The organism is Sinobaca sp. H24, from assembly GCF_023845525.1.
In genome coordinates this window covers 317125-342248 of sequence record NZ_JALBWT010000002.1, presented here as the reverse complement: position 1 = coordinate 342248, position 25124 = coordinate 317125, and the positions used below count along the sequence as shown (strand labels likewise).

Here is a 25124-nt window from a genome sequence, read left to right as displayed (position 1 = left end):
GCAAAAAATATACATAAAGAGGTGTCGACATGAATTCTTCTTCTACAACTAAGCCTTCGCAAAGCCGGGGTTCTATGCTGCGTTTTCTCATTCCATCCATTATAGGTATTCTTTTATTTATGGTGCCTGTATCCATCGGAGGAGAAGTGACCATTGTAGTAGCTATTCTCGCCGGCTGGTTTCAGGGAGCAATAGGGCCTGCGCTTCCATACATTGCGGCTGCCTTTATGCTGGCTGCGGTTATCGGCACCATTGCTGCCCGCTTTGTACATATTCCTTCCCCCTTTCTGCAGACTTTATTCAATGTTTCTGTATTTTGGATGATTGTAAGAATTCTTGGATTTATCTTTGCCGTTATGGTGTTATTTAGTATCGGACCCGAGCCGGTTATCTCTGATGTCACCGGTGGACTGCTACTTTACGATTTGATTCCGGTTCTTATTTCCGTATTTTTATTTGCCGGTTTATTCCTGCCGCTTCTGCTTAATTTCGGCCTGCTTGAATTTGCCGGCGCTTTACTTACGCCCATTATGCGGCCGCTTTTCAAGCTTCCCGGCCGCTCTTCGATTGACTGTGCCGCATCCTGGATGGGAGATGGCACAATCGGTGTTCTGCTTACGAATCAGCAGTATGAACAAGGCTACTACACAAACGTGAGGCCGCCGTTATCGGAACTACATTCTCCGTGGTCTCCATCACATTCAGTATTGTTATATTAGAATATGTGGAGCTGCTCGGTTATTTTCTTCCTTACTATTTCACTATCATAGCAGCAGGATTTGTAGCAGCCATTATTATGCCGCGAATTCCACCACTTTCCAGAAAAAAAGACGATTATTTCAGAACACGTCCGGATCAGTCTGCAAAGGAGCGCCCTTCCTCCATTACTCCTTTTTCATGGGGAATACGACAGGCGGTCGCTAAATCCGGCGAAAACGGCATCCGTTCTATTTTCAGCGGTGGAATTAAGAACGTCCTCGACATGTGGATCGGCGTTCTGCCTATCGTTATGGCACTTGGCACACTGGCTGTAATTGTAGCCGAATTCACCAGTTTTTTTACTATCCTGGGAGCACCTTTCGTTCCGCTGCTTACCCTGATGCAGGTTCCGGAGGCTGCCGCCGCTTCTGAATCCATGCTGATTGGATTTGCAGATATGTTTCTCCCTGCTATATTAGGAGCCGGCATAGAAAGTGACATGACCCGGTTTATTATTGCCAGCTTATCAGTCACGCAGTTAATATACATGTCCGAGGTTGGTGGACTGCTTCTTGCCTCCAAACTGCCGGTATCCTTTTTGGATCTTGTCATTATTTTTCTGGAGCGTACGATTATTACGCTTCCCGTTATTGTTGTTTGTGCCCATTTTATCTTTTGATTCATCAAAAAAAGCATCCGGCCTGCAAAAGGCCGGATGCTTTTTTATGCTTCTTTTCTTTCTTTTCCGTACCATTCGTCCAGTACTTTGGCATCTAATACCTGTTTGTCGATAAATGCCTGCTGGGAATCGTTAAATACATCTTTCCAGTTTACATCCAGATCCTCTGCATGCTTTACCGTGGTTAAAAGTTCCTGCCAGGCTACGTAGCGTTTATACCAGAAAAACTGCGGCTGCTCATTCATATAAGGATATAAATCGTCAAACGCGGTGTGCTTACAATCGATCGTTCTTTCAAATTGTTCTTTGGATTCTTCGAGCTTATGAATAAAATATTTCCCTGTATCTTTTGACACGATCTATTCACTCCCTATCCCTAACCTTTACCCCATTTTATAACAAATGGTTTCGATAAGTAAACAGAACAGGATAGGAAACTTCCATTTGGCCGGATCTGCAGCCTCTAAACAATTAAAAAAACTCTCCATTCGGAGAGTTTTAAACCTGCACTTTTTAATCAGCTGATACCGCGCATACGCTTTTCCAGCTTATTCATTTTAAAATCTTCCTTGAATTCTTTTTCGAAGCTTTTAATCAATTTAATCAGCTTTTTCTGTATAGGAACTGCTCAGCAGCCCTTTATTTAAAGGTACTTGTTAAGGAAATCCATTCTGCCGCTTTCAAATTTATTACGGTTATCCACGAGTTCTAGATAAGCGTAAATAGCAGCTTCCAATGAGTCTTCTGCATCCGCAAAGTCATCATAACGGTCCAGAAACATCCGGTAGTTATTTTCACTCAGCATGTTTAAAAGTACTGTCATAAACTGTTCTTCCCTATTTTTAATGCTGTAGCCTTTTTTCTCAAGCAGCCGAATAAAATGGAAAGATCCGTATTATAAAAGTCCAGTGCCAGGCGCATTTCACTTGTCACATGCAAAGAAATGGAAAATTTGCCCTGCGAACGTGCAAGCAGCCGGTTATGAAGCGCTCTCGCTACTCCTGCATTCAATAAAAAGGATGGATGAATCGTATATAAATATTTTTCCATTTCCGAATAAAGAAGATGGTTCTGCTGTTCTTCGACCAGCTTTTGTTTTTCATAAACGGATTGTTCTGATGCAGCGTATGCTTCTATTCGTTCCGCGGTTTCGTTGGACCAGCCCGTTTTTTTATGGCTGTATTTCTCTCTCAATGCTTTCAACATGTGAAAGCCCCCCTTCATATTTGGACTCATTCTCTATTTAGTGTCCCATTGTGTGATTGTCTGATTGACCATTGAGTAGTGTATCACACAACAATGAAAAATAAAATAGAGTATATGCAAGTTTATGAACACAAATCAGCGGTGAGGGCTTCTGAACAAGCTAAATCATTATATATTACGTTTTATTGACATATATGGCTTATAATTATGTTTATTACACGATCATCAATGACGGTCCAATTGTTTAGATTGGACAAACGTTTTCATATACTGCCTTTTGGAACGCTCCAGCAGGGCCTGCATTTGATCTGTCCATGTCATCGATTTACTTGCCGACGGCCTGTTTTGATAATAAGCCTTAATGATCTCATCATATGCCTGATACGCTTCGCTTAACGCTGCCTTATCCTTACTGTATTGATTTTTATGAAACACTGCTTCCAGCGGAAGTCTCGGTTAATACCTTCTCTTTTTTCAGGATAGCCCACTGCCATTCCAAATAAAGGCAGAACGTAATCCGGTGTTTCTATTAAGGTATCTACTTCCTGTAATTTATTGCGTATTCCGCCTATATAACATATTCCAAGCCCTGAAGATTCTGCCGCTACGGCCATGTTCTGTGCTGCCAGAGCAGCATCAATAACCGCCACCATAAATCCTTCCGTACTCTCCGTTGAAACATTTATGTCTGTATCTCTAGTTCGCAACAATTCTTCATGCCTGTGATAATCAGCGCAGAATAGAAAAAAGTAACCATTTTTTTCCACATAAGGCTGGCCGCCGGCAAGGTCAGCTAATTTTCTTTTTTTTAACGGATCCTCTATGCCGATGATTGTATAGGCCTGGACAAAACTTGAGGTAGAAGCTGCCTGGGCGGCCCGTACGAGCATTTCTACTGTTTCTTCCTCAAGGGGGATATCTTTAAACTTTCTGACGGAGCGGTGGTCGAGAATCGTTTCTATCGTATGGTTCATCATCTTATCTCCTTTTTGAAAGTTATTCTAAAAAAAAACACGCTGCATCAGCGTGTTTTACTTTGTTTGGATTGGGGGCAGCAAAAAAAGAAATGCAGACTGCAGGCACTGCACGTCTTTTTTCCGCTAAAATTATGTAAGGTTTCGTTTAAGCTAGACTTCTTTAGTGCCAAGGCTGATCTCCAGGCCTTCTTTGACACGCTCCATTGTTTCGTCATCCAGATGAGTAATCTTATCTGTAAGGCGCTGCTTATCAATTGTACGCAATTGTTCCAGTAAAATACGCTGTCCCTGTCAAAACGATGCTTTCGGCATCAATCTCTACGTGGGTTGGCAGCTTGGCTTTCTTAATCTGGGCCGTGATTGCGGCTACAATAACGGTGGACTGAATCTATTCCCAATGTCATTTTGAATGATAAGAACGGGTCTTACCCCTCCCTGTTCTGAACCTACAACTGGAGACAAATCAGCAAAAAAAACGTCGCCTCGTTTTACTATTTTTTTGATGGATAGTGATCATGACTACGTTCACTCAACTCATCTGTTCACCTCCTTGGTCTTATTTCAGGAAATAAGAAACGCCAAAGAAGGCGGTTTCAGCTGCCTATTTCGCAGCTAAAACCAATTCTCCGACAGTTAGGGCTTCAGATTCCGCTTCTTCAAACTCACGGCAACCTGTGCATTAAGCTGGGCCATTTCCAAATAGCCTTGCTTCATTTTTTCCTGCATGTCTCTAGATTTTCTTTTCTTAATCTGGTCAAGCAGTACATCATGAAAAAATGAATCTTTTTCCTGATCCGTTAAATGTTTGATCTCAGAATATAGATCCTCTCTCAGTTCAAACGCTACTGGTGAAATGGTGACATAATAAAATGACCCCCTGCATTTTTATTCCTTACCCACAGTATAAAGCAAATATGCCTGTATTGAAAATAATATTTTCTTTTTTTTATATTTTCCTATAATAAAGCCTTTTACGATAAATATAGGATAAAGCTAGTGTCTTTTTTCATAAAAATGCGTAAATAAAAACTATTGCATTATACTATAATCTTTGATATGGTGAATTTACAACAAAATGTAATATCCTACTTCTTTTAGAAGAAGTGAGGTTAGAGGTGCAAATGCTATCATTAATCCGCGGAGAAACTTGAGTTTCGGGAAAGCTGATGAAAGGAGTATTTGCCGAAGCTTCTATTATGCTCAAGAATTAGAAGCTGGTTTCGTATTTAATAGATGCGGGACTGTCATGCAGCCATGTGGCTGCATGGAGGGCTATCTCACGCTTTAACGGTTCTTATAATCCCGGAAACGTTAAACAGCAATGAGGTCTCTCCTGTTGCTGTTTTTTGTATGGAAAAACGCTCCGGGAAAGTACCTTGCCCTCACTCTATTCGTTTTGTGATTTTGAAACATAAATCTCAAGAAAAGGGTGAATGTAATGATTAATTTTGGAAGAATAAGTACAGCAATGGCAACGCCATTTGATAAAGATGGAGAGATTGATTTCGCTCTCTACCAGACTTGTAAACCACCTAATCAGCAGCGGCAGCGAAAGTCTTGTCGTAGCAGGTACTACTGGTGAATCTCCAACGCTCAGCCGCGAAGAGAAGCTAATGCTTTTTGAACACGTAGTCTATGTAGCCAACGGCCGGGTGCCGGTGATCGCAGGTACAGGCTGCAACAACACACGTGCCTCCATTGAATTAACAAAGCTTGCCGAAAAAACAGGTGTCGATGCGGTAATGCTCGTTACTCCTTACTACAACAAGCCTTCCCAGGAAGGGATGTATCAGCATTCAAAGCTATAGCAGAAGCTACTACACTTCCAGTTATGCTTATAATATCCCGGACGCAGTGCCGCAGGATGATACCGGAAACGATTATCCGTCTTGCAGAAGTTGAAAATATTATGAGTGTTAAGGAAGCAACAGGCAACCTGGACTGGGCTTCACAGATTATTTCCAGCACGCCGGATTCTTTTCTTGTTTCAGCGGCGATGACAGCTTAACGCTTCCTATGCTTTCCGTTGGAGGCACCGGCGTTGTCTCTGTCTCCTCTCATATTATTGGAAACGAGAATGCAGGACATGGTACAAAGCTTTTTAAATGGAAATCCCGCCTATGCTTCTAAGCTGCACCGCGAACTGCTGCGGTAATGAAGTCTATGTTCTCTGCGCCAAATCCAGTTCCGGTAAAAGCCGCTCTTGAAATGCAGGTGTTATTTCCGGAGATGTCAGACTCCCGATGGTGCGCCTGACTGAAGAGGAAGCTGCTTTAGTTTTTACCGCGTTGAACCAAAAAATCGCTTTATGTTGGATAACACGTTATACTCATTATAAAAAACAGCCCCGCTTTCAGCGGAGGCTGCTTTTTTTCGAAAAGAGGTATACAGCTGTGAAACACCTTTTCTTTGGATCATCCGGGGATACCAGCGGTTTATTTCGCCTTATACCCCGCCACCTGCCGTTTTTACCCGACCTGCTCCAATACGGCTACGAATCTTTTTCACGTTTTGGGGCATTTAAAGGAGCCTGGCTGACCATTGTCCGAATAAGCAAATGCCACCCTTTTCATCCGGGCGGCATCGATCATGTACCGGAAAAGAAAGAAAAGCCCTAATAAGCTTTTCTTTTCTGCATCCATTTTGTTCCAGATAGCCTGTTCATCAGCACACCGGCTACAATTAGTAAAAACCGATCCCCTGCAGCATATAGATAGATTCTCCCAAAAATAAAACAGAGCCTACCATTCCAAAAAAAGGCACAAAATTATTAAAACGGCTGTTTGCCCGGCTCCTATCTTCTGAATAGATAAATTAAACACCTGATGCCCTAAAGCTGTAGCCAGTACAGACGATCCCAAAAATATCATCCACACCCCTGCCGGTATCTCCGCAAGCGGCGGCAGTCCTTCCGGCTCAAGAAGTGCACTAAACAAAAATAAGCCCATAGAGCCAACTATAAACATTATTCCCGTTACTAGACGAGGAGATAGGTCGCTGGTTGCTTTCCGTATAAAAATAAAACTTAAGGCCTGTGCAAAAACAGCTGCCAGCATAAGTATATCACCAGAGGCTATGCTTTCTGCCCCACTGTCAGAGCCTGCGATAATAACAAAGCAAACTCCAGTAAACGCGGATACAATTCCTATAAATTTAATTCTTGTAAAGGGATCCCCTAAAATAAGCAGCGCTAGAATAGAAGTAAACACAGGTACAAGTGCTACTATCAACGAACCGTTTACTGCTGTTGTATTAGCAAGTCCAAAAGCTAAAAATAGATGATGAGCCGTTACCCCGGTTAAAGAGGCAAAAGCAATGTAAACAGTCTGTTTTTTTGTAATGCGCCGCCATTCTCCCTTTACGGAAATGATAGCAGCAAGTACAAGTCCCGCTAATAAAATTCTCCATGACTGCATAGCAGCAGGGGGAACGTATTCTACCAGCACTTTAATTGCCGTAACGTTCATCCCCCACATAATCATTACGCCAAATAAAAGTATATAATTTATCCACTGCGATGAACCGTTCATAAAAAGACCCCTTTATAATCCTGTGCTTTGAAACCAGTGAAGCGCGCTTAACAGAAAGATAAAAACAACATACACCGTTAATAAAAAGGGAGTATTTTTTTAACCAGTTTCCAGGCAGGCACATTCATCAGATGAGAAGCCATAAGAACCGAGCCGGAAAAAGGAGAAAACTGGGTAGCCAGCATCCAAGCTGCCAGCATAAGCATTCCCATAAAAGAGGGCGTTACCCCAAACAAAGCCGGGTCAAGTGAGCCGCCTATTCCAATCACTATAATAACGGGATGAATTCCTAAAAGGCCAGTACCATCGCCACTGCCATTAAAAGTGCAGAAAGAGCTGGCACGAGTCCTCCCGACCAGTTCATTAGAAGCCGGGTCAGCATTTCCCAGCAGGGCTCAGGGACAATGCTTCCCCAAAAAAACCAGCTGTAATAAAAATACCCAGTTCGTTATATAATCTTTTAAAGCTCCAGCTTATCTCTTCATGGGCCTCTTCCACGTAGCTGCGGAACATATTTAATACAGCTGCCCATATTAGTGGATAAAGCAGCCCTAATAAAACCACCACTGTCAACATCCCGAACGGCAGTGTCATCTCCAGCAGAAATGACAGCAAAAGCAGAATCACCACAAATAACAAAAACAGCCTGAGCTGCTTCTGCTGGGCAGCCGGAGCTTTGTTTTCTGAGCGGTTCACCCTTTCATCCGGATCGGAAAATACAGAAGATCGGAAAAACAGGGCTACAATTACGCTGTAGCAGGCGCCCATAATTAAACCAAAGCCTCCAATATCCGTCCAGGATAAATCGTATAATACCAGAATCAGCGCTACATTAACAAAATAAGGGGACCAGAGCATACAAAACCCAAATCCTCTAATAATCAGCAGACCAAAGCGTTTATTTTCAAAGGAAGTGAAACTCTCCGAACCAATTTTATGTACGAGCGGCATGGAGCCCAGGTTTAATAGAGATCCCATGCCGGCCGTTAATACATACCCAAATAAATACGGCCTCGATTGGTGTTTCTGTTCTCTTTCTGGAGGGCGTGCTGCAGTGCTTTTAAAAAACCGGCTTCGCTCATGAACACTCCGAAAAGAGGAACGAGAATAAATAAAGCTAGCAGATTCATATTTTCGCCTAAACTAAACAGTATGAGGGAAAAAGCTTCCTGATAGTACATAAACATCCAGAGTCCTGCCCCAAGCAGCACCAGTATAATACTTTTAGTAAAACGATTCATATTTAAGAGCGAAAACACCAGCAGAATGGCCGCTGCCGTGCTGTATATATAAACAGAGGCCGGCATGGCAAAAATCACATCAGCTAAATAGAATAAAACCGCGAGAAATGTAATATATCCCAGCAACCGCTCTATAATCGAAATTTTCTGCATGACTTTCCCCATCCCGCCTGACGCCCGTTGTTATGTTTCTTTTAACAGTATTTTCATCGTATCACCTGCATCAGTGTTTGAAAAGCGCTCTAGCACAAAGCTCAGGCCTCCGGATATATTAATCCGAAGGCCTGCTCTGCTTAGATCTGCTGTTAGAAAGGCTGTTTGGTTTTACTGGAATTCGCTTCTTTTACGTAAAGCGGCTTGGGAAAGTCCGCAAACGTTTCGCATCCGTTTTCTGTAATAAGAATCGATTCGGTGATTTCAACACCATAATTATCAAGCCAGATGCCCGGCATTAAATGAAATGTCATGTTCGGCTGAAGAATTGTTTTGTCGCCCTTTCGAAAACTGACGGTATGCTCGCCCCAGTCCGGTGGATAGCTCAAGCCAATAGAAAACCGAGCCTGGATTCTTTGTAATAGCCTCTCTTAGCAATGGTGCGGCTCCAGATCGCTTCTACTTCTTCTGCAGTCATTCCGGGCTGGATGGCATCAAGCGTTGTTTCTATGCCTTCCTGAACGACTTTGGAGAGCTCTGTTACTTTATCCGGTGCATGGCCGATTGCCATCGTTCTTGACATCGGCGTGTGGTAACGCTTGTATGCCCCCTGCTATTTCTATCGTTAAATAGTCTCCCTCTACGTACGTCGGTCGGTCCACGTTAAATGAGGGCTCGCTGTGTTTTCGCTCGTTGGAATCATAGGAACAATCGACGTATAGTCGCCGCCGTATTCGGCCGTGCCGCGTATCTGTGCCGAGGTAATGGCTGCGGCTACATCGTTTTCCCTGACTCCGACATCTGCCGTTTCATAGGCAGCCGTCATCGCATTTTCCAGAATTCTGGCGGCCCGCCTCATATATTCTACTTCCAGATCTGATTTAATTAAACGCACCCAGTTTACAAGTGTGTTGTAGTTTCTGAATTCAGCGTCGGGGAGCTGGGTCGTAATACGTTCGTAGCACATGGCAGTGAAGTAGAACGAATCCATTTCCAAACCGATTTTTCTGGATCCCTGGCCAATTTCTATCAGAATATTCGCCACAAAATCCATCGGATGCTTAATAGAAGACTGCACAAACTCATCCGGATAAGGAATGATATGATTTTCATCAAGCCAGGTGGTCACCTTCGCGCTGTGCGCATCCATTTCCCTTCCTATCCAGATAGGCTGCTCTTCGTCTATCATAACGACCAGTATTTGGTGCACATAAAACGACCAGGCATTATAACCAGTTAAATAGTACATGTTAGACGGGTTGGACACCAGCAGTACTTCTATCCCATATTCCATCATTTTTTGCTTTGTATGGTTCATCCGAACTTTATATTCATCAAGAGGAAACATTTCTCCACTCCTTCACAGCCGATTTTTTTAGAAATCCTCCAACTTAAAACAAATAATCCGCTTTTCCGACATTTCTTCAATCGCAAAAGCTACTCCCTCACGGCCGAGGCCTGAGCCTTTTACGCCGCCGAAAGGCATGGCATCAATACGGAAATCACTGCTGTCATTTATCATAACACCGCCGACATGGAGCCTGCGTGCTGCCTTCATGGCCGCATCAATATTTTTCGTGAAAATACCTGCCTGCAGGCCGTAGTTGACCTGATTGGATCGTGTAATTGCTTCATCAAGCGAATCAACCGGAAAAATCATAACCACCGGACCGAATACTTCTTCTTTACAATGGTGGCATCTTCCGGCACGTTTTCCAGTAGAGTAGGATGATAAAGCGCTCCTTCGCGCTTTCCGCCGGCAAGTATATTTCCTCCGGCATCCAAAGCTTCCTCTACCCATTCCTGCACACGCCTGGCTTCTTTTTCATTAATCAGCGGGCCCATGTCCGTATCTTCCGAGAGCTTTCTGCCTAATTTAACCGAGCTTACTGCTTTTGTCATATGCTTTTTAAATTCATCGTATACGCTCGATTCTACAAAGATCCGCTGCACGCCGAGGCAGTTCTGTCCGGAAGCGGCAAATGCTCCGGATGTAAGCGAGTCAGCTGCTTTTTTCAAATCTGTATCGGCCATAACGATTGCCGGAGAGTTCGAGCCAAGTTCCATGGACAGCTTTTTAAGACCCGCCTTTTTAGCAATAGCTTCTCCTGTTTCCAATCCACCGGTAAAGCTGATCATGTTTACTTTACTGCTCTCTACAAGCGTATCGCCAATGTCTCTGCCTCTACCTGTAATCACTGTAAGCACTTTTTTAGGCAGTCCTGCATGCACAAGAGCTTCTGCGAGTTTTAAAGCGCTCAGCGGGGTCTCTGTTGCTGGCTTAACGATCATAGCGTTTCCTGCTGCAATACCCGGACTTACTTTGTGGGCTACAAGGTTGAGCGGATCGTTAAATGGCGTAATTGCGGCAATAACTCCAACCGGAAAATGATAATAATAACCCATCCGGTTTTCGTTACCCGGCATTTGATCAAAATTAATGGATTCTCCTGTCAGCCGCCTTGCTTCTTCCGCGCCGAGTCTCAACGTTTCAGCGGCCCGTTTTGCTTCCCCGCGTGCTTCATTGATTGTTTTGCTTCCCTCTTTGGCAATCGTCTCCGCGAATTCTTCCCTGCGCTCGTCAATATAAGCTGCTGCTTTATTTAAAATATCCATTCTTTCCCGTACAGTAAGGGATTCTGCAATAGCGGCTCCTTCTTCGGCCACCTGGATGGCATATTCCATGTCTTCCTTTGCAGCAGCCGGTACGGAATCAATCTGCTCTCCATTTTCGGGATCATATACGGGAATACGATCTTCACGATCCACCCATTCTCCGCCTAAAAGCATTTTTCTTCCAGCTGTTTTTGTCGCCATATTGCTTCTCCACCTTTCTCGTACTGTTGAATAGATTATTTTTTCATGTTCAGCAGGTCTATCAGCAGGGCAAAACCGGTTTCCGGAATACCTGCTCCGGCACCTATAAGCGTTACAGGTCCGGATAGGTCACATTCATACGTTACTGCGTTCAGAGCACCATTAATTCCGGCAAGCGGATCATCAAGTTTTAAACGCTCCGGTCCGACAGATGCTTTGACACTGCCGTTTTCCTGGACTACTTTTCCTATTAGTTTCCAAGTTTCCCCATTATCTTTTGCTTCTTTCATGTCAGCGGGCGTGAGGCTTGTTATACCGGTTCTGGCCACTTCTTCTTTAGTAATGGAAGCTCCCATTACGACGTTAGCCATAATAACCATTTTATACATAACGTCATATCCTTCGATGTCATTCGTCGGATCTGCCTCTGCAAAGCCTTTATCCTGGGCTTCTTTTAATGCATCTTCGAATTCAAGTCCCTGGTCCATTCTCATCAGCATGTAGTTCGTCGTGCCGTTGAAGATACCTTTGATTTCCTTTATATCATTACCTGCCAGGGAGGTCAGCGGCATGCGTATAGCCGGTGTACCGCTCATGACCGTGCCTTCAAATAAAAATTCCACGCCCTTCTCAGAGGCAAGCTTCTGCAGTTCTTTCACAGCAAGAGCCACCGGGCCTTTATTTGTGAGGACAGCATTTTTACCGGATTCAAATGCCTTTTTGCAATGATCAATAGCCGGCTGCCCGGTATTTACGTCCGTGAAGGTGATCTCAATCATCGTGTCGGCATTTGATTTTTCTATTGTTTCCATACTGTCCCAGCCCCGTATTAACCGACTGCTTTCCGGATAGCCTTCCAGCGTTTTATGCTGTTTTAGAGAATCGAGTACCTGTTCCAGGTTGAGACCTTCCGGATCGTGGATCGAACCTTTATACAAATCAGAAATAGAAACCACCTGAAAATCGGTACCGTACTGCTCTTTAAGTTTTTCTTTTTTATCGATAAGAATAGAGGCAAGTCCCTGCCCCACTCCTCCAAATCCAATAAATGCGAGCTTATGTGCCATACGCTCTCTCCTTTTCGGTTTACGTATTTGTTTCTCTGCTGTGACGAAGGGCTGCATCTGCTAGAATAGCTGCACCGACTGGAAGCACTGCCTCTTCGAAATCAAACAGCGGCATGTGCAGCCCGCTGTTGCTGCGTCCCGGCAGCCCGGCTCCAATAAACATCATGGCCGCTGGTACTTCTTTTGCCACATGCGCAAAATCTTCTCCACCCAGCCCGTAAGGTTCCTTGAGAATAGTCATCCGGGGGAACATCTCCGTTACGGTTTGGGTTAAAAGGTCCACCACTTTCCGATCGTTCATAAGAGCCGGTTCCCCGCGGTGAATGGAAAGAGTGTACGTTCCTCCAAGCGAATAAATAATGGCAAATGCCTGTTTTAATTCCTCTTCTATCCGGCTGCGTGTATCTTCGTAATAGCTTCGCATCGTACCTCTTATATAAACCTTATCCGGAATCACGTTGTAGCTTGATCCGGATTTAATTTCACCAATACTTATAACAGCAGGTTCCAGCGGGGAAATCCGCCGGGAACTTACCCCCTGCACGGCCTGCAGAAGAAAAGAAAGCATCCATGTCGGATCCGTTCCCAGATGCGGATAAGCACCGTGTCCACCTGTTCCTTCAATCACCGCTTCAAAGGTATCGACACTTGCCATGCTGGCACCTTCATGAAGCCGGACGCTGCCCAGAGGATGCTCGGGGTCAATATGGAGCGCATAGGCATGTTCGACGTCTTCATAGATGCCATTCTCGAGCATATAGGAAGCACCGGTCGTTCCTGTACGGTCCGTATCTTCTTCGGCAGGCTGAAAAATGAATTTAATGGTTCCATTAACGTTTTCTATATTTTCTGCAGCAAGATGTGCCGCACCCAGAAGCATCGCTGCATGGGCATCATGGCCGCAGGCGTGCATAACTCCCTCATTATGGGAAACGTATTGATGATCATTCTCCTCTGTAATTGGCAGGGCATCAATATCTGCACGCAGAGCGGTTACTGAACCGCTCCCACGCTTCAGGATGCCGACTACACCGGTTTCCACTCCGGTATTTTCTTTTCCTTTTAGTACCGTCATTCCTTTTATTTCCTCCAGCTTTTCAGCAATAAAAGCGGATGTGTGTGTTTCCTGAAAACTGAGCTCCGGATGCTGATGAAGCTCTCTTCTCCAGGAAATAAGCTTTTCTGTTAAAGCTTCTGCCTGATTATAAATATGGTGGCTGGAGTCCATGCATCTAGTCAACCTTTCTATTAGTAGCTTTTTGCTGCAACCGGCTCCGGAAGATAAGCAAGAGCCTGTGTTAAATCTCTGATCAGGTCATCTGTGTCCTCAATACCTGCTGAGTAACGTACGAGACTTTCCGGAATACCAAGCGCCGCTCTTTCTTCCGGCGTGTTTTCCACGTGGCTTGTCGTTCTTGCAGGTCCTACCGTTGTTTCTACTGAACCCAGGTTTGCTGCTCTATTTGCAAATTCCAATTTAGGAAGAAACAGCTTAACCGCTTCCAGTCCGCCTTTCATCGAAAAGCTGAACATGCCTCCAAAATCTTTCATCTGCCTTTTAGCAATATCATGGCCCGGATGATCTTCGAGTCCTGGATAAAATACCTGATCAATCTGCTCATGATTTTTAAGGAACGTTGCAATTTTCATAGCAGACTCGCACTGCTGCCTTACCCGGAGGTGAAGAGTTTTCATGCCGCGGATCATCAAATAGGCGGCCATCGGATCCATTGTCGCTCCATTGATTTCACGGTAATGATAAACCTGCTCTACAAGCTCTTTGCTTCCACAGATTACGCCTCCAAGCGCATCGGCGTGTCCTCCGAGAAATTTCGTAGCGCTGTGCAGAACGAGATCTACTCCGTACTCTAAAGGATTTTGGTTAATAGGTGTAGCAAACGTATTATCTACAAACACAAGTGCTCCGGCCTCATGACCGATTTTTACCATTTTTTCGATGTCTGTAATTTTCACTGTTGGATTAGTAGGTGTTTCTAAATAGAGAATTTCACAGCCTTTGTTTACTTCTTCTTCGATCTGGGCCTCGTTGCCCGTTTCGCAGAGCATAACGTCTATATTCATCTGCGGCAGAAATTCGCTGAAAATTTTATTCGTGCCGCCGTACGTGTCTTTAACAGAAACAACGCGGTCTCCCGGGCGCAGAAATGTAGCAAGCGAGTTGCTGATAGCAGCCATCCCTGTAGAAAAGCTGGTAGCCGCTTCTGCTCCTTCAAGCTCCTGAACCTTTTTTTCAAAGGATTCTACTGTCGGGTTAGTATTACGCCCGTAAATGTGGCCTTTCGTTTTACCGATTGCCACGTCATACCAGTGATCCAGGTCGTCATACGTGTACGCCACGCTGTGTACAACCGGAACCTGGGAAGCTCCAAAAGCACGGTATTCTTTTTCTCCTGCCCATACTGATTTTGTGGAGGCTTTTACGTTGTTATCTTTAAATTCTGTCATTTTAAACCACTCCTTATTTCGTATACAATTTCTTGTCTACCTCTATTGTATAGAAACATTCCATTAATTCCATTCATCAAATTGTATGAAAGTTTTGAATAAGCACTGGACAAGTTGGATAATAGATTATCTCACATAAACATATGCTACAATAATAACAATAGAATGTACTGTAGAAAAAGACCGGGGGTGACGCCTATGTTTACTGTAAAAGATGTAATGGCTCTTCCTGTAATGGATCAATCTCTCCTGCTGACAGCTTATGAAGCAAGTAAACAAAATCAGGTGGAATGGGTATCTATTATTGAAGCCCCTGTAGAGGATTTTGTCCGGAAAAATGAAGTTGTGCTGACCACCGGCATTGGCTACAAAGACCAAATCAGTCAACTGCTTACATTTGTAAAGGAAGTAAAAGAAGCCGGTGCCGCTGCGCTGATTGTCTCTATTGGACATTACATACCACAGCTGCCGGAATCTGTCATATCCTACTGCAGCGAACAGAAATTCCCTCTCGTCCAGCTGCCCTGGGATGTTCGTTTTAGTGAAGTAACGCAGCAGATCTCTTCTGCTCTTAACCAGGAAGAACGCGATGCCGTTAAACGGTCTGACAGTATCCGTAAAGAACTGCTTGAAATTGTGCTGCGCGGGGAAGGACTCGGAGAAATCACGTCTTATCTCCAGAAGCAGCTGGACATGCCGGTAATTGTTACCGACCGCCGGGGACGTTTTAAACACCAGACACGAAATGCAGAAAGACTTAAATCTCTTTGGAATGATTACCTTCTTAACCAGGGAGACCCCCTTTCTTATTCGTATGAAGACGGGGTGGAAACAAGGTCGCTTCCAAGCAACATGCACTGGATCAGCACACCCCACTCCAGTATCCTGCAGCTGACGGTGCAGACAGCACGGGAAATTCAGGGATTTATTTTAATTCAATGGCCGAGTAAAGGAATAAAGGCAGAAAAAGAGCTCCTTGACCACCTTATTCTTTTAGAACATGCAGCAACAACATCTGCACTTTGTTTTCTTCATGACCAGACAGCATTGGAAACCGAGCTGCGCTTAAAGGATGACTTTGTCTGGAGTCTGGCAAAAGGTACTTTTGAATCCCTGGACGATACATTATCCGGGCAAAGTCTCTTCATTACGATCTGGATACAGATTATTTATGCCTGATCGCCAAGCCGGAAAACAGCCAGCTTCATCAGCACAGTAATCATGCCTCCCACTCCTATTCCACCTGGCTGCGCACCATCGGGGATATACTGGAGGAAGAAACGTATCACGCTGGACGAACGATGAATATAAAAACGATGAGCACGTTTCAAAAAGAAGAATTAATCATTTTTGTGGAATTATTTACCGAGAAAAGCATTGAAACGGCTTACCCTTTTATTGACCTGCTGCAGTACCGGCTTGAACAAAAAAATCCCCAGGCCATAGTGTCCTGGGGGGTAGCAAAAACATATGGGCGCTACTGTTTTAATGTCAGCTTCCAGGAAGCAAAGGCTGCGCTTGATATTGGACATGCTCATAAAGAGAAAGGGTTTATCAGCACATTCGCTGATACTCGTTTTGACCGGGCCTTGTTTGCCATGACCGAAAATGAGGAGCTTGAAGAAATTACCGAAATTACAATTGCCCCTTTACGTAAATATTCCAAAGAAAGAGGAATCGACCTCGTTCACACCTTTGTCGTCTACAACCAGCATAAAGGAAATGTCAGCCAGACAGCACGGGCATTGAACCTTCACCGCCAGTCTCTTTTGTACCGGTTAAAAAAAATTGAAAACCTTACAGGCTGCAGTCTGGATGACTCTGATGAACTATTTCTAATTGATCTATCCGTAAGACTCCACATGCTTCGATCCGGTACACCATACGGCTATTCCTCATTTCACTAAAACTTATAATCTTCGGCTGCTTTCTGCAGTGTTTCCAGAGACTTCTTATCAAAAGAAGTCTCTTTATTTTCCAATTCCTGAAAGTAGGTATTATATGCCTGCTTTAACGTTTCATTATAGCTCCGGCCGCTCAGTTCCGCCTCTTTAACCATAGCGGTAGGAATCCAGACTTTTTCAAATTCTGCCAGTGCCTTACGCTCATGAAACATCGCTACGTCCACTTGATTTGGATTATGCAGATCCCCCTGTTTCGGGTGCTTAAGGACTTCGCGCACTTTGATTAATGATTTATCGTTCTTTTCTTCTATTTTCTCTCCGATGTATGCACCTGTTTTATAAGGCACACGGACAATTGCTGTTTCCATAATAGTTACTCCTCCAATATATTATATGTTTTAACCCCCGGGCGTGATCAGCACAAACCAATGCCAGAGCCTCTCGGACCATGGGGTTAGCGTGTCGTCGGCTATTGGACGCAGACTGCTTAATCCAAATAGATCATCTGCGACTATAATGGCAAACGAAAGCATAACGGTAATGATGGTTGCCGTAAGAATTAATACAATCACCGCAGCATAAACGGCCAGTATTCTAAGTAGGATTTTCCATGCTTTTTTCATATCTTCCCTCGTTTATTGATGTGTTTTATTCATCTTAACAAAATCCAGCTGAAAAATCACTTTTAATATGGTTTGTGAAATTATTAAAAAGTATAAAAGGGAACCCCGGGCAGTCCGGGGTTCTCTTTTATACCAAATTAGTAGCACCCATCAAATATCTATCGCATTCTCTTGCTGCTTCGCGGCCTTCGTTAATAGCCCAGACAACAAGGCTCTGGCCCCGTCTGCTGTCACCGGCTGCAAACACGCCTTCGCGGCTTGTTGCGTATTTACCATATTCCGCTTTAATATTGCTGCGGCTGTCGGTTTCTACTTTCATGTCTTTTAAGATCTCCTGCTCGGGACCGGTAAAGCCAACGGCAAGAAGTATAAGTTCAGCTTTCCAGACACGTTCAGTGTTGGGAATTTCTGTCCGGATTTTTTCTCCGTCTTTCCATTCCGTTTTTACGTCAATGGTGTGAAGCTCTTTCACATTTCCATTTTCATCGCCGACAAATTTCTTTGTCATAACTTTATACGCACGCGGATCGTCTCCAAATACAGCTTCTGCTTCTTTATGTGCATCTTCTTTGCTGTGAACAATTGGATAAAGAGGCCACGGATTATCTTCTTTTCTTTCCTCATCTTTTTGCACATTAATGTCAAATTGGGTAAGGGAAGTACAGCCGTGACGAAGCGATGTAGTGATACAATCCGCTCCTGTGTCACCGCCTCCAATCACGATTACATTCTTATTTTCTGCATTAATGTAATTTTCGTCTGAATACTCGGAATCAAGCAGTGATTTCGTGTTCTGGCGGAGAAAATCCATAGCATAATGAATTCCTTTCAGGTCATTCCCTTCAGCCGGAACATCACGGTGTACTTGAGCGCCTGTGCACAAAATTACGGAATCATAGTCATTGTTTAATTGATCGGAAGAAATATCTTTACCAATTTCTACACTTGTACGGAATTCAATGCCTTCTTCCCGCATAATATTTAACCTGCGGTTGACGACATGATAAGGAAGCTTTACATCGGGAATACCATATGTCAGCAAACCGCCGATCCGATCGTCTTTTTCAAAAACCGTAACTGAGTGTCCGGCTTTATTAAGCTGGGCTGCAGCAGAAAGTCCTGCCGGACCCGATCCAATAACGGCTACTTTTTTTCCAGTTCTTTTCTCGGGAGGCTGTGGTTTAATCCATCCTTCTTTAAAACCTTTTTCTACAATTTGAAACTCTATAGATTTAATGGAAACAGGATCATCGCTGATTGCCACCGTACAGGAACCTTCGCACGGGGCCGGACAGACTCTTCCGGTGAATTCGGGAAAATTATTTGTTTTATGAAGTCTAATCAGGGCTTCTTTCCATTTTCCGCGGTAGACCAGATCGTTCCACTCCGGAATAAGATTGTATACCGGGCAGCCTATATCACCGGAACCGGGCATAGACGTACCTGTCTGGCAAAAAGGAATTGCGCAGTCCATACAGCGGGCTGCCTGCTTTTCCACTTTTTCTTCAGGCATGATAATCGTAAACTCCTGCCAGTTTTTCACTCTAGCAAGCGGATCTCTCTTTGATGGAGTCTCTCTCTTATACTCCATAAATCCAGTAGGTTTCCCCATTTCCTTCACTCCAGACATTCTTTTCTATTAAACCTATATGTTAAGACAAGGGAAGAAAAACAATCTTCCCCTTCAGCTGTCTTATTAGTTTTTTCCTGCTTCCGCCTTGCTCAGTTTGCTTTCATCAAAAGCCTGCATAATTGCTTCCTGCTCATCAAGACCGCTGTCTTTTGCTTTTGCGATAAAGGACAGCATCTGTTTGAAATCATGAGGAATCACTTTCACAAATGCATTTACTTTGTTGTCCCAGTCTTGAAGAATGCTTTCAGCAAGAGCACTGTCTGTATACTTAAGGTGATTTTCCACCAGCTGCTTTAATTCGGTTTTATCTTCGTCGCTTTCGACCTTTTCGAGGTGAACCATTTCTGTATTGCAGTGCGTTTCAAAATGGCCGTCCGTATCAAGGGCATACGCCACTCCTCCGGACATACCCGCTGCAAAGTTTCTGCCGCACGTGCCGAGGTTTACGACCACTCCTCCGGTCATATACTCACAGCCGTGGTCTCCCACACTTCAACGACTACTTTTATACCGCTGTTTCTAACAGCAAAGCGTTCGCCCGCCATACCGCGGACATATGCTTCTCCTGAAGTAGCTCCGTAAAAAGTCGTATTTCCGATAATAATGTTTTCTTCAGCAGCAAACGTTGCTTCATCAGGTGGTACTACCGTTATCTTTCCACCGGAGAGACCTTTGCCGATATAGTCATTTGCATCCCCAATTAGATTAAGCGTCATTCCTTTTGGCACAAATGCACCAAAGCTCTGACCTGCGGAGCCTTTAAAGGTAAAGCGGATCGTGTCATCCGGCAGGCCAGCACTACCGTACCGCTTCGTCAATTCACTGCCGACAATCGTTCCGGCCACCCGGTCCGTATTCTGAATAGCAAACTCTCCAAATACCGGCTCACCGCTTTCAAGAGCGGGTTCTGCCGCTTTCATGAGCGTTGTGCGGTCAAGAGATACATCGAGGGAATGATCCTGCTTAATGGTTCCAAAATGCTTGGACTGATCCAGCTTTCTTGGACGGTACAGCAGATTGGTTAAATCAACCGTTTTTGCCTTCCAGTTGTCTACTTCCTGTTTTTGTTCCAGAAGATCCGTGCGCCCTACCATTTCATCGATGGTTTTAAAACCAAGCTCTGCCATGATTTCACGCATTTCTTCCGCTACAAACTCCATAAAGTTCACTACATCATCCGGAGTACCCATAAACTTCTTGCGAAGCTCAGGGTTCTGCGTAGCTACGCCGACCGGACATGTATCCAGGTGGCATACTCTCATAATAATACATCCGAGAACAACAAGTGGAGCGGTTGAAAATGCATACTCTTCTGCACCGAGAAGAGTCGCGATCGCTACATCTCTGCCTGTCATAAGCTTTCCATCGGTTTCCACGGTTATGCGGTCGCGGAGGTTATTAAGAACAAGCGTCTGATGTGTTTCAGCCAGTCCGATTTCCCATGGAAGCCCGGTATGCTTAAGGCTCGTTCTCGCTGCCGCACCCGTTCCTCCATCATAGCCGCTGATTACGAGGTGGTCGGCGCGTCCTTTTGCAACACCTGCAGCAATCGTTCCGACTCCCGTTCCTGAGACAAGCTTTACGCTCACACGTGCTTCAGGATTGGCATTTTTTAAATCATGTATCAGCTCTGCCAGGTCTTCAATCGAATATATATCATGGTGCGGTGGTGGAGAGATCAGACCTACTCCGGCCGTTGTTCCCCGTACCTCTGCAACCCATGGATACACCTTGTTACCAGGAAGCTGGCCGCCTTCACCGGGCTTAGCGCCCTGGGCAATCTTGATCTGGATTTCATCAGCATTAACAAGATAATGGCTCGTAACGCCAAATCTTCCAGAGGCAACCTGCTTGATCGCGCTTCGTTTTAAGTCTCCATTTTCTTCCGCTGTAAAGCGCTTCGGGTTTTCCCCGCCTTCACCTGTGTTGGATTTTCCTCCAATTCGGTTCATTGCAATAGCAAGGGCTTCATGGGCTTCTTCAGATATTGATCCAAAAGACATAGCGCCTGTTTTAAATCGTTTTACGATATTAGAGACCGGTTCTACCTCATCAATAGAAATCGGGTCAAGACCATTCTTTTTGAAAGCAAGCAGCCCGCGCAGGGTCGTCTGTTCTTTTTCCTGCTTATCAATAGCGTCTGAATACTTTTTGAATAATTTATAGTCTTTTCGCTTCGTAGCATGCTGAAGCATATGAATCGTATGCGGATTGTACTGGTGCGGCTCGCCGTTTCTTCTCCACTGCAGATCGTCTCCGGGATCAAGCGTTTTATCCTGTCCTGCAAGGTCTGTATAGGCACGACGGTGTCGCATCATTACTTCTTCACCAATCATATCAAGCGTGACGCCGCCGATTCGTGAAGGCGTCCATGTGAAGTAGTCATCTATTACCTGTGTATCAATACCAACAGCTTCAAATATCTGGGCGCCGCGGTAGCTTTGAATGGTGGATATGCCCATTTTGGACAGTACTTTCATTACACCTTTTGTAACTGCTTTAATATATGTCTGCACCGACTCTACATAAGATGTGTCTTCCATCAGACCATCTCTAACCATAGCGTCAAGTGAATCAAAAACTAAATAAGGATTAATTGCTTCTGCTCCGTAACCAAGAAGCACGGCAAAATGATGGACTTCTCTCGGTTCTGCTGATTCCACCACAAGGCTGACCTGGGTGCGCAGTCCGTTTCGGATCAAATGATGATGCAGGCTGGACAAAGCAAGCAGAGCCGGAATCGGCGCATAATTTTTGTCAACATCCCTGTCACTCAATATAAGCACGGTAGCTCCCTGCTCAACAGCACGATCTGCGGCATGAAATAGTCTGTCTAAAGCCGGTTTCAGACCTCTGGATCCTTTTTTACTTTTAAAGACCATAGAAAGTGTGACCGATTTTAAGCCTTCTCTTTTATTGGAGCGAAGCTTCGCCAAATCCTCGTTATTAATAAAAGGCGTCTTCAAATAAAGATGTCTCGCACTTTCCGGTTCCGGATGAAGCAGATTTCCCTGACGTCCAATCGAAGTGCCTACAGCCGTTACCAGTTCTTCACGTATCGCATCAATAGGCGGGTTCGTCACCTGGGCGAACAGCTGTTTGAAATAATTGTATAAAAGCTGCGGACGTTTAGAAAGTACCGCCAGCGGGGAATCGTAACCCATAGAACCTACTGGATCTGCACCCTCCAGTGCCATCGGCTTGATCATTTTTTCCATTTCTTCATACGTATAGCCAAAAGCCAGCTGTTTCGTTTCAAGCTGTTCAAAGTCCGTGTTGTAGACCTCACGGCTTTCCAGCACATCTTCCAGGTCGACCATGTGTTCTTCGACCCACTGCTTATAAGGTTTTTCTGAAGCAATTTCGTGCTTAATCTCCTCATCCGGAATAATTCTGCCTTCCTGCATATCAACAAGAAGCATCTGGCCTGGATGAAGCCTTTCTTTATAAAGTACATCTTCCGGCTCGATATCGAGTACACCAACTTCGGAAGACATTAAAATGTGGTCATCTTTTGTTACATAATACCGGGCAGGACGGAGTCCATTCCGGTCCAGACAGGCTCCCACCTGCCTGCCGTCAGTATATGCTATGGCAGTTGGGCCGTCCCACGGCTCCATCAGCGTGCTGTGAAACTGGTAAAACGCTTTTTTCTCTTCGCTGATTGAAGCATCATTCTGCCACGGCTCCGGGATCATCATCATTGCTGCATGAGGCATTCTGCGGCCGGCAAGCGTCAAAAATTCAAACGCATTGTCAAACATTGCCGAGTCGCTTCCGCTTTGGTCAATAACAGGTATTTTATTAATATCCTTTTCAAATACTTCCGAACGGAAAATGGCTTCTCTCGCGTGCATCCAGTTGACGTTTCCTTTAATCGTGTTAATTTCGCCGTTATGAATCAAATAACGGTTCGGATGCGCTCTTTCCCAGCTCGGGAATGTATTTGTTGAAAAACGCGAGTGTACAAGAGCTACGGCCGTATCAAACGCCGGATTGGAAATATCCAGATAAAACTCTTTTACCTGCGCTGTTGTAAGCATCCCTTTATATACAATGGTCTGGGAGGAAAAGCTCGCAAAATAGAAAGCGTCGTTTTCCTGAAGTCCATTATGAGCTTCGTCTTCGCTGCGTTTGCGTATAATATACAGCGCCCGTTCAAACGCTTTTCTGCTTTTAATGTGGTCAGGTCGTTTAACAAATACCTGGCGGATTGCCGGCATTGCTTTTAAAGCAGCTTTCCCAAGAGTGCTGTCATCAAATGGAACGTCTCTCCATCCCAGAAGTTCTGCCCCCTCCTGGCTGATTATATCTTCCACCTGCTGCTCACACTGACGGCGTCTGGAAGAATCATTGGATAAAAAGGCCATGCCCACTCCGTAGAAACCTTCTTCCGGAAGAGAAAATCCTAATTCCGCCTCTTCTTTAAAGAAACGGTGCGGCACCTGCAGCAGGACACCTGCTCCGTCTCCTGTATTGGGCTCATCCCCCTGGCCGCCTCTATGTTCAAGATTCCTTAAGATCTGCATCGCTTTTTCTATTATATCGTGCGACCTTTTTCCTTTAATATTTGCAAGAAAACCAATACCACAGTTATCATGCTCAAATTGAGAGTCGTAAAGACCCTCCCTCCGTGAATATACAGGCTTTGTCATTGCCCTCTCCACCCCTCTGCTACTATATATAATTCAATTACTTCATATTTAATATACAAAAGCATATCATTTTTCTGACATTTCGGCAAATTATTTCACATCGATAAAAAGTAATGAAAACGCTTTCTTTCAGCGTTTAACAGAATCTTTCATTTATTCAACGAGTGTATAGTGATAAAGGGAGTTACATAATTATACAGTCAATTTTGATGGATATTTTCTGACGTAAACGAAATCGTCCGATCTTCTGCTCCATTTGCATCGTTGTTTACAAGACGTTCGGTAATTTCCACTCCGCCCTTATTATCCATTAACAAAATAGTTTGAGATCTTGTTCCGTATTCTTTCATTTTTATAAAAACCGAAGAAAGGTTCTGTTCGAGTTCTTTCCCGACTCCCGTATCCGGAAGGTCTGATTGTTTGTATTTCCGTTCGTTTGATAGACAGGTAAACAACTCTTCTTTGCTGATCTCACTGCGGGCAGCAGCCTCACCTACTCCTGATTTCAACTCTTCTACTTTAGGCCACGGAGTGTTAAGCGCTGCATTGCTGAGTCCATAAAGGCCCCGCTCAAGACGCTCTGGTTTCCGGCTGCTTTGATTGGAGTGATAATAAACCCCCTCAAGACTGCCGGCCAGCAGATTATAACCGGAATAGCGGCCGCTGCTCTGGTGAAGCTTTTCTAAATAAGTTTCTAAATGCTCCGCTTCCAGAGCTTCTTTTACGATAAACCCTCTGGACAGATCGCCTGGTTTTTCAAATGGATTTCTTACATTCGTAACAAGAGCAAACCGACCGGCTTTGTCACTCCCATCCAGGTGCCGCCGAGCTTTACATCTTTTCCTGCGATAATCGGCGAGTTCTCCCAAATATGGAGAGGCTCTGTCGGCCTTTCAAAAAATTCATCGCGGTTGGCAGCAATAATTAATGGATAGTCCGACCTCATATTATAGCTCATTGTTAATAAACACATGTGCTTCTCCCCTGCTCAGTCATCTATATAATTTACTTTCTTTCTTTTTCGATACGTTTCAAAAACCCCGTGATAGTGAGCTATCTCGGTCTCACCCTGCTTCCAGCATAAAAGAACCGGAGTGCCATCCATTCTGGCCGGGAAATCAACCAGGCCCTGATCGATGCTTTTTACAAAAATACTTTGTTTTTCCAGCTGTTTTATAAGCATTCGGGACTGAAACTCCAGAAAATCAATTCCTGCTTCCAGCACAAACAGTTCTTCTTCTTTTGCTGCGGCGCTGATGAAACTCTCCTGCTTGAAACGCAGGCGTGAGGCAAGAAGCTCACGGTACTCCAGCTGCAGCTCCTGGAGACCAGCCATCTCCTCAGTCAAGCCTTCCAGGGTTTTATTTGCCTCTTCAAGGGTAAAATAATAGGAAAACACGTTAAACGCTCCTTTTTTTAACAAACCGCTTTCTCTCTGTTTCTCATTGGTATTCCAAATGAAACGAGTGATGAG

Annotated in this window: 16 protein-coding genes, 9 pseudogenes and 1 riboswitch; of the genes and pseudogenes, 5 read left to right on the top strand and 20 right to left on the bottom strand. The window is 44.5% G+C overall.

Annotation, left to right across the window (positions count from 1 at the left end):
* Nucleotides 1-29: 29 nt before the first annotated feature.
* Nucleotides 30-1378, top strand: a pseudogene (locus MMY81_RS05020) (YjiH family protein).
* Between the two features lie 44 nt (nt 1379-1422).
* On the opposite strand, the gene MMY81_RS05015 reads toward MMY81_RS05020, so the two are convergent.
* The 5 genes and pseudogenes from MMY81_RS05015 to MMY81_RS04995 all read right to left on the bottom strand — a co-directional run bounded on the left by MMY81_RS05015 (nt 1423) and on the right by MMY81_RS04995 (nt 4056).
* Nucleotides 1423-1734: a hypothetical protein gene (locus tag MMY81_RS05015; protein WP_374561378.1), complete on the bottom strand. Its 312-nt coding sequence runs from the start codon at nt 1732-1734 to the stop codon at nt 1423-1425.
* Between the two features lie 287 nt (nt 1735-2021).
* Nucleotides 2022-2201 carry a hypothetical protein gene (locus MMY81_RS05010; protein WP_252311861.1) on the bottom strand — a complete coding sequence of 60 codons (180 nt, stop codon included), beginning with the start codon at nt 2199-2201 and terminating at the stop codon, nt 2022-2024.
* Nucleotides 2198-2584 carry a hypothetical protein gene (locus MMY81_RS05005; RefSeq protein WP_252311860.1) on the bottom strand — a complete coding sequence of 129 codons (387 nt, stop codon included), beginning with the start codon at nt 2582-2584 and terminating at the stop codon, nt 2198-2200. The genes MMY81_RS05010 and MMY81_RS05005 overlap by 4 nt, the downstream gene beginning before the upstream one ends.
* A 225-nt stretch (nt 2585-2809) precedes the next feature.
* Nucleotides 2810-3558, bottom strand: a pseudogene (gene nfsA / locus MMY81_RS05000) (oxygen-insensitive NADPH nitroreductase).
* Between the two features lie 153 nt (nt 3559-3711).
* Nucleotides 3712-4056 (bottom strand): annotated as a pseudogene (locus MMY81_RS04995) (type II toxin-antitoxin system PemK/MazF family toxin).
* Between the two features lie 607 nt (nt 4057-4663).
* Nucleotides 4664-4844, top strand: a riboswitch (Lysine riboswitch).
* A gap of 155 nt (nt 4845-4999) precedes the next feature.
* Here MMY81_RS04995 and dapA point away from each other — a divergent pair.
* Nucleotides 5000-5843 (top strand): annotated as a pseudogene (dapA, locus tag MMY81_RS04990) (4-hydroxy-tetrahydrodipicolinate synthase); the annotation flags it as partial.
* A 131-nt stretch (nt 5844-5974) separates the two neighbouring features.
* Nucleotides 5975-6179 (top strand): annotated as a pseudogene (yidD, locus tag MMY81_RS04985) (membrane protein insertion efficiency factor YidD).
* Between the two features lie 123 nt (nt 6180-6302).
* Here yidD and MMY81_RS04980 read toward each other — a convergent pair.
* From MMY81_RS04980 to MMY81_RS04945, 9 genes and pseudogenes are all read right to left on the bottom strand, one after another.
* Complete coding sequence (locus MMY81_RS04980) at nt 6303-7091, bottom strand: DMT family transporter (protein ID WP_252311859.1); 789 nt, start codon at nt 7089-7091, stop codon at nt 6303-6305.
* 375 nt (nt 7092-7466) lie between these two features.
* Nucleotides 7467-8069: a hypothetical protein gene (locus MMY81_RS04975; protein ID WP_252311858.1), complete on the bottom strand. Its 603-nt coding sequence runs from the start codon at nt 8067-8069 to the stop codon at nt 7467-7469.
* A gap of 8 nt (nt 8070-8077) precedes the next feature.
* Nucleotides 8078-8485 carry a hypothetical protein gene (locus MMY81_RS04970; RefSeq protein WP_252311857.1) on the bottom strand — a complete coding sequence of 136 codons (408 nt, stop codon included), beginning with the start codon at nt 8483-8485 and terminating at the stop codon, nt 8078-8080.
* Between the two features lie 152 nt (nt 8486-8637).
* The gene (locus MMY81_RS33815; protein ID WP_308215221.1) at nt 8638-8874 is read right to left on the bottom strand and encodes a M24 family metallopeptidase; all 237 of its coding nucleotides are present in this window, start codon (nt 8872-8874) and stop codon (nt 8638-8640) included.
* Nucleotides 8871-9779, bottom strand: a pseudogene (locus tag MMY81_RS04965) (M24 family metallopeptidase). The gene MMY81_RS33815 and the pseudogene MMY81_RS04965 overlap by 4 nt, the downstream one beginning before the upstream one ends.
* Nucleotides 9780-9860: 81 nt before the next feature.
* Nucleotides 9861-11302, bottom strand: a pseudogene (locus tag MMY81_RS04960) (aldehyde dehydrogenase family protein).
* 35 nt (nt 11303-11337) lie between these two features.
* Complete coding sequence (locus MMY81_RS04955) at nt 11338-12369, bottom strand: homoserine dehydrogenase (protein ID WP_252311856.1); 1032 nt, start codon at nt 12367-12369, stop codon at nt 11338-11340.
* Nucleotides 12370-12388: 19 nt separating this feature from the next.
* The gene (locus MMY81_RS04950) at nt 12389-13597 is read right to left on the bottom strand and encodes a M20 metallopeptidase family protein (protein WP_252311855.1); all 1209 of its coding nucleotides are present in this window, start codon (nt 13595-13597) and stop codon (nt 12389-12391) included.
* 20 nt (nt 13598-13617) lie between these two features.
* Nucleotides 13618-14835, bottom strand: coding sequence for a cystathionine gamma-synthase family protein (locus MMY81_RS04945; RefSeq protein WP_252311854.1), 1218 nt, complete (start codon nt 14833-14835; stop codon nt 13618-13620).
* Nucleotides 14836-15033: 198 nt separating this feature from the next.
* On the opposite strand from MMY81_RS04945, the gene MMY81_RS04940 reads away from it, so the two are divergent.
* Both MMY81_RS04940 and MMY81_RS04935 read left to right on the top strand, forming a co-directional pair.
* A complete protein-coding gene (locus MMY81_RS04940) occupies nt 15034-16014 on the top strand; it encodes a PucR family transcriptional regulator ligand-binding domain-containing protein (protein ID WP_252311853.1) in 981 nt (326 codons plus the stop codon).
* Nucleotides 15945-16742 carry a PucR family transcriptional regulator gene (locus tag MMY81_RS04935; protein WP_308215231.1) on the top strand — a complete coding sequence of 266 codons (798 nt, stop codon included), beginning with the start codon at nt 15945-15947 and terminating at the stop codon, nt 16740-16742. The genes MMY81_RS04940 and MMY81_RS04935 overlap by 70 nt, the downstream gene beginning before the upstream one ends.
* Here the strand turns inward: MMY81_RS04935 and kapB are convergent.
* From kapB to MMY81_RS04900, 6 genes and pseudogenes are all read right to left on the bottom strand, one after another.
* Nucleotides 16739-17107 (bottom strand): kinase-associated lipoprotein B, encoded by a 369-nt coding sequence (gene kapB / locus MMY81_RS04930; RefSeq protein ID WP_252311852.1) that lies wholly within the window; start codon nt 17105-17107, stop codon nt 16739-16741. The genes MMY81_RS04935 and kapB overlap by 4 nt on opposite strands.
* A 30-nt stretch (nt 17108-17137) precedes the next feature.
* Nucleotides 17138-17362: a hypothetical protein gene (locus tag MMY81_RS04925; protein ID WP_120193185.1), complete on the bottom strand. Its 225-nt coding sequence runs from the start codon at nt 17360-17362 to the stop codon at nt 17138-17140.
* A 127-nt stretch (nt 17363-17489) separates the two neighbouring features.
* The gene (locus MMY81_RS04920; RefSeq protein ID WP_252311851.1) at nt 17490-18974 is read right to left on the bottom strand and encodes a glutamate synthase subunit beta; all 1485 of its coding nucleotides are present in this window, start codon (nt 18972-18974) and stop codon (nt 17490-17492) included.
* An 84-nt stretch (nt 18975-19058) separates the two neighbouring features.
* Nucleotides 19059-23650: pseudogene (gene gltB / locus MMY81_RS04915) on the bottom strand (glutamate synthase large subunit).
* Nucleotides 23651-23850: 200 nt separating this feature from the next.
* Nucleotides 23851-24596 (bottom strand): annotated as a pseudogene (locus MMY81_RS04910) (NRDE family protein).
* A gap of 42 nt (nt 24597-24638) precedes the next feature.
* Nucleotides 24639-25049 carry a DUF2203 domain-containing protein gene (locus MMY81_RS04900; RefSeq protein WP_252311848.1) on the bottom strand — a complete coding sequence of 137 codons (411 nt, stop codon included), beginning with the start codon at nt 25047-25049 and terminating at the stop codon, nt 24639-24641.
* Between the last annotated feature and the right edge of the window lie 75 nt (nt 25050-25124).

What these genes read in the sequence shown, in the direction of transcription:
- MMY81_RS05010 (WP_252311861.1), bottom strand. Translation starts at nt 2,201, where the DNA reads ATGACAGTACTTTTAAACATGCTGAGTGAAAATAACTACCGGATGTTT.
- MMY81_RS05005 (WP_252311860.1), bottom strand. Translation starts at nt 2,584, where the DNA reads ATGTTGAAAGCATTGAGAGAGAAATACAGCCATAAAAAAACGGGCTGG.
- MMY81_RS04980 (WP_252311859.1), bottom strand. Translation starts at nt 7,091, where the DNA reads ATGAACGGTTCATCGCAGTGGATAAATTATATACTTTTATTTGGCGTA.
- MMY81_RS04975 (WP_252311858.1), bottom strand. Translation starts at nt 8,069, where the DNA reads ATGGGATCTCTATTAAACCTGGGCTCCATGCCGCTCGTACATAAAATT.
- MMY81_RS04970 (WP_252311857.1), bottom strand. Translation starts at nt 8,485, where the DNA reads ATGCAGAAAATTTCGATTATAGAGCGGTTGCTGGGATATATTACATTT.
- MMY81_RS04955 (WP_252311856.1), bottom strand. Translation starts at nt 12,369, where the DNA reads ATGGCACATAAGCTCGCATTTATTGGATTTGGAGGAGTGGGGCAGGGA.
- MMY81_RS04950 (WP_252311855.1), bottom strand. Translation starts at nt 13,597, where the DNA reads ATGGACTCCAGCCACCATATTTATAATCAGGCAGAAGCTTTAACAGAA.
- MMY81_RS04945 (WP_252311854.1), bottom strand. Translation starts at nt 14,835, where the DNA reads ATGACAGAATTTAAAGATAACAACGTAAAAGCCTCCACAAAATCAGTA.
- MMY81_RS04940 (WP_252311853.1), top strand. Translation starts at nt 15,034, where the DNA reads ATGTTTACTGTAAAAGATGTAATGGCTCTTCCTGTAATGGATCAATCT.
- kapB (WP_252311852.1), bottom strand. Translation starts at nt 17,107, where the DNA reads ATGGAAACAGCAATTGTCCGTGTGCCTTATAAAACAGGTGCATACATC.
- MMY81_RS04925 (WP_120193185.1), bottom strand. Translation starts at nt 17,362, where the DNA reads ATGAAAAAAGCATGGAAAATCCTACTTAGAATACTGGCCGTTTATGCT.
- MMY81_RS04920 (WP_252311851.1), bottom strand. Translation starts at nt 18,974, where the DNA reads ATGGGGAAACCTACTGGATTTATGGAGTATAAGAGAGAGACTCCATCA.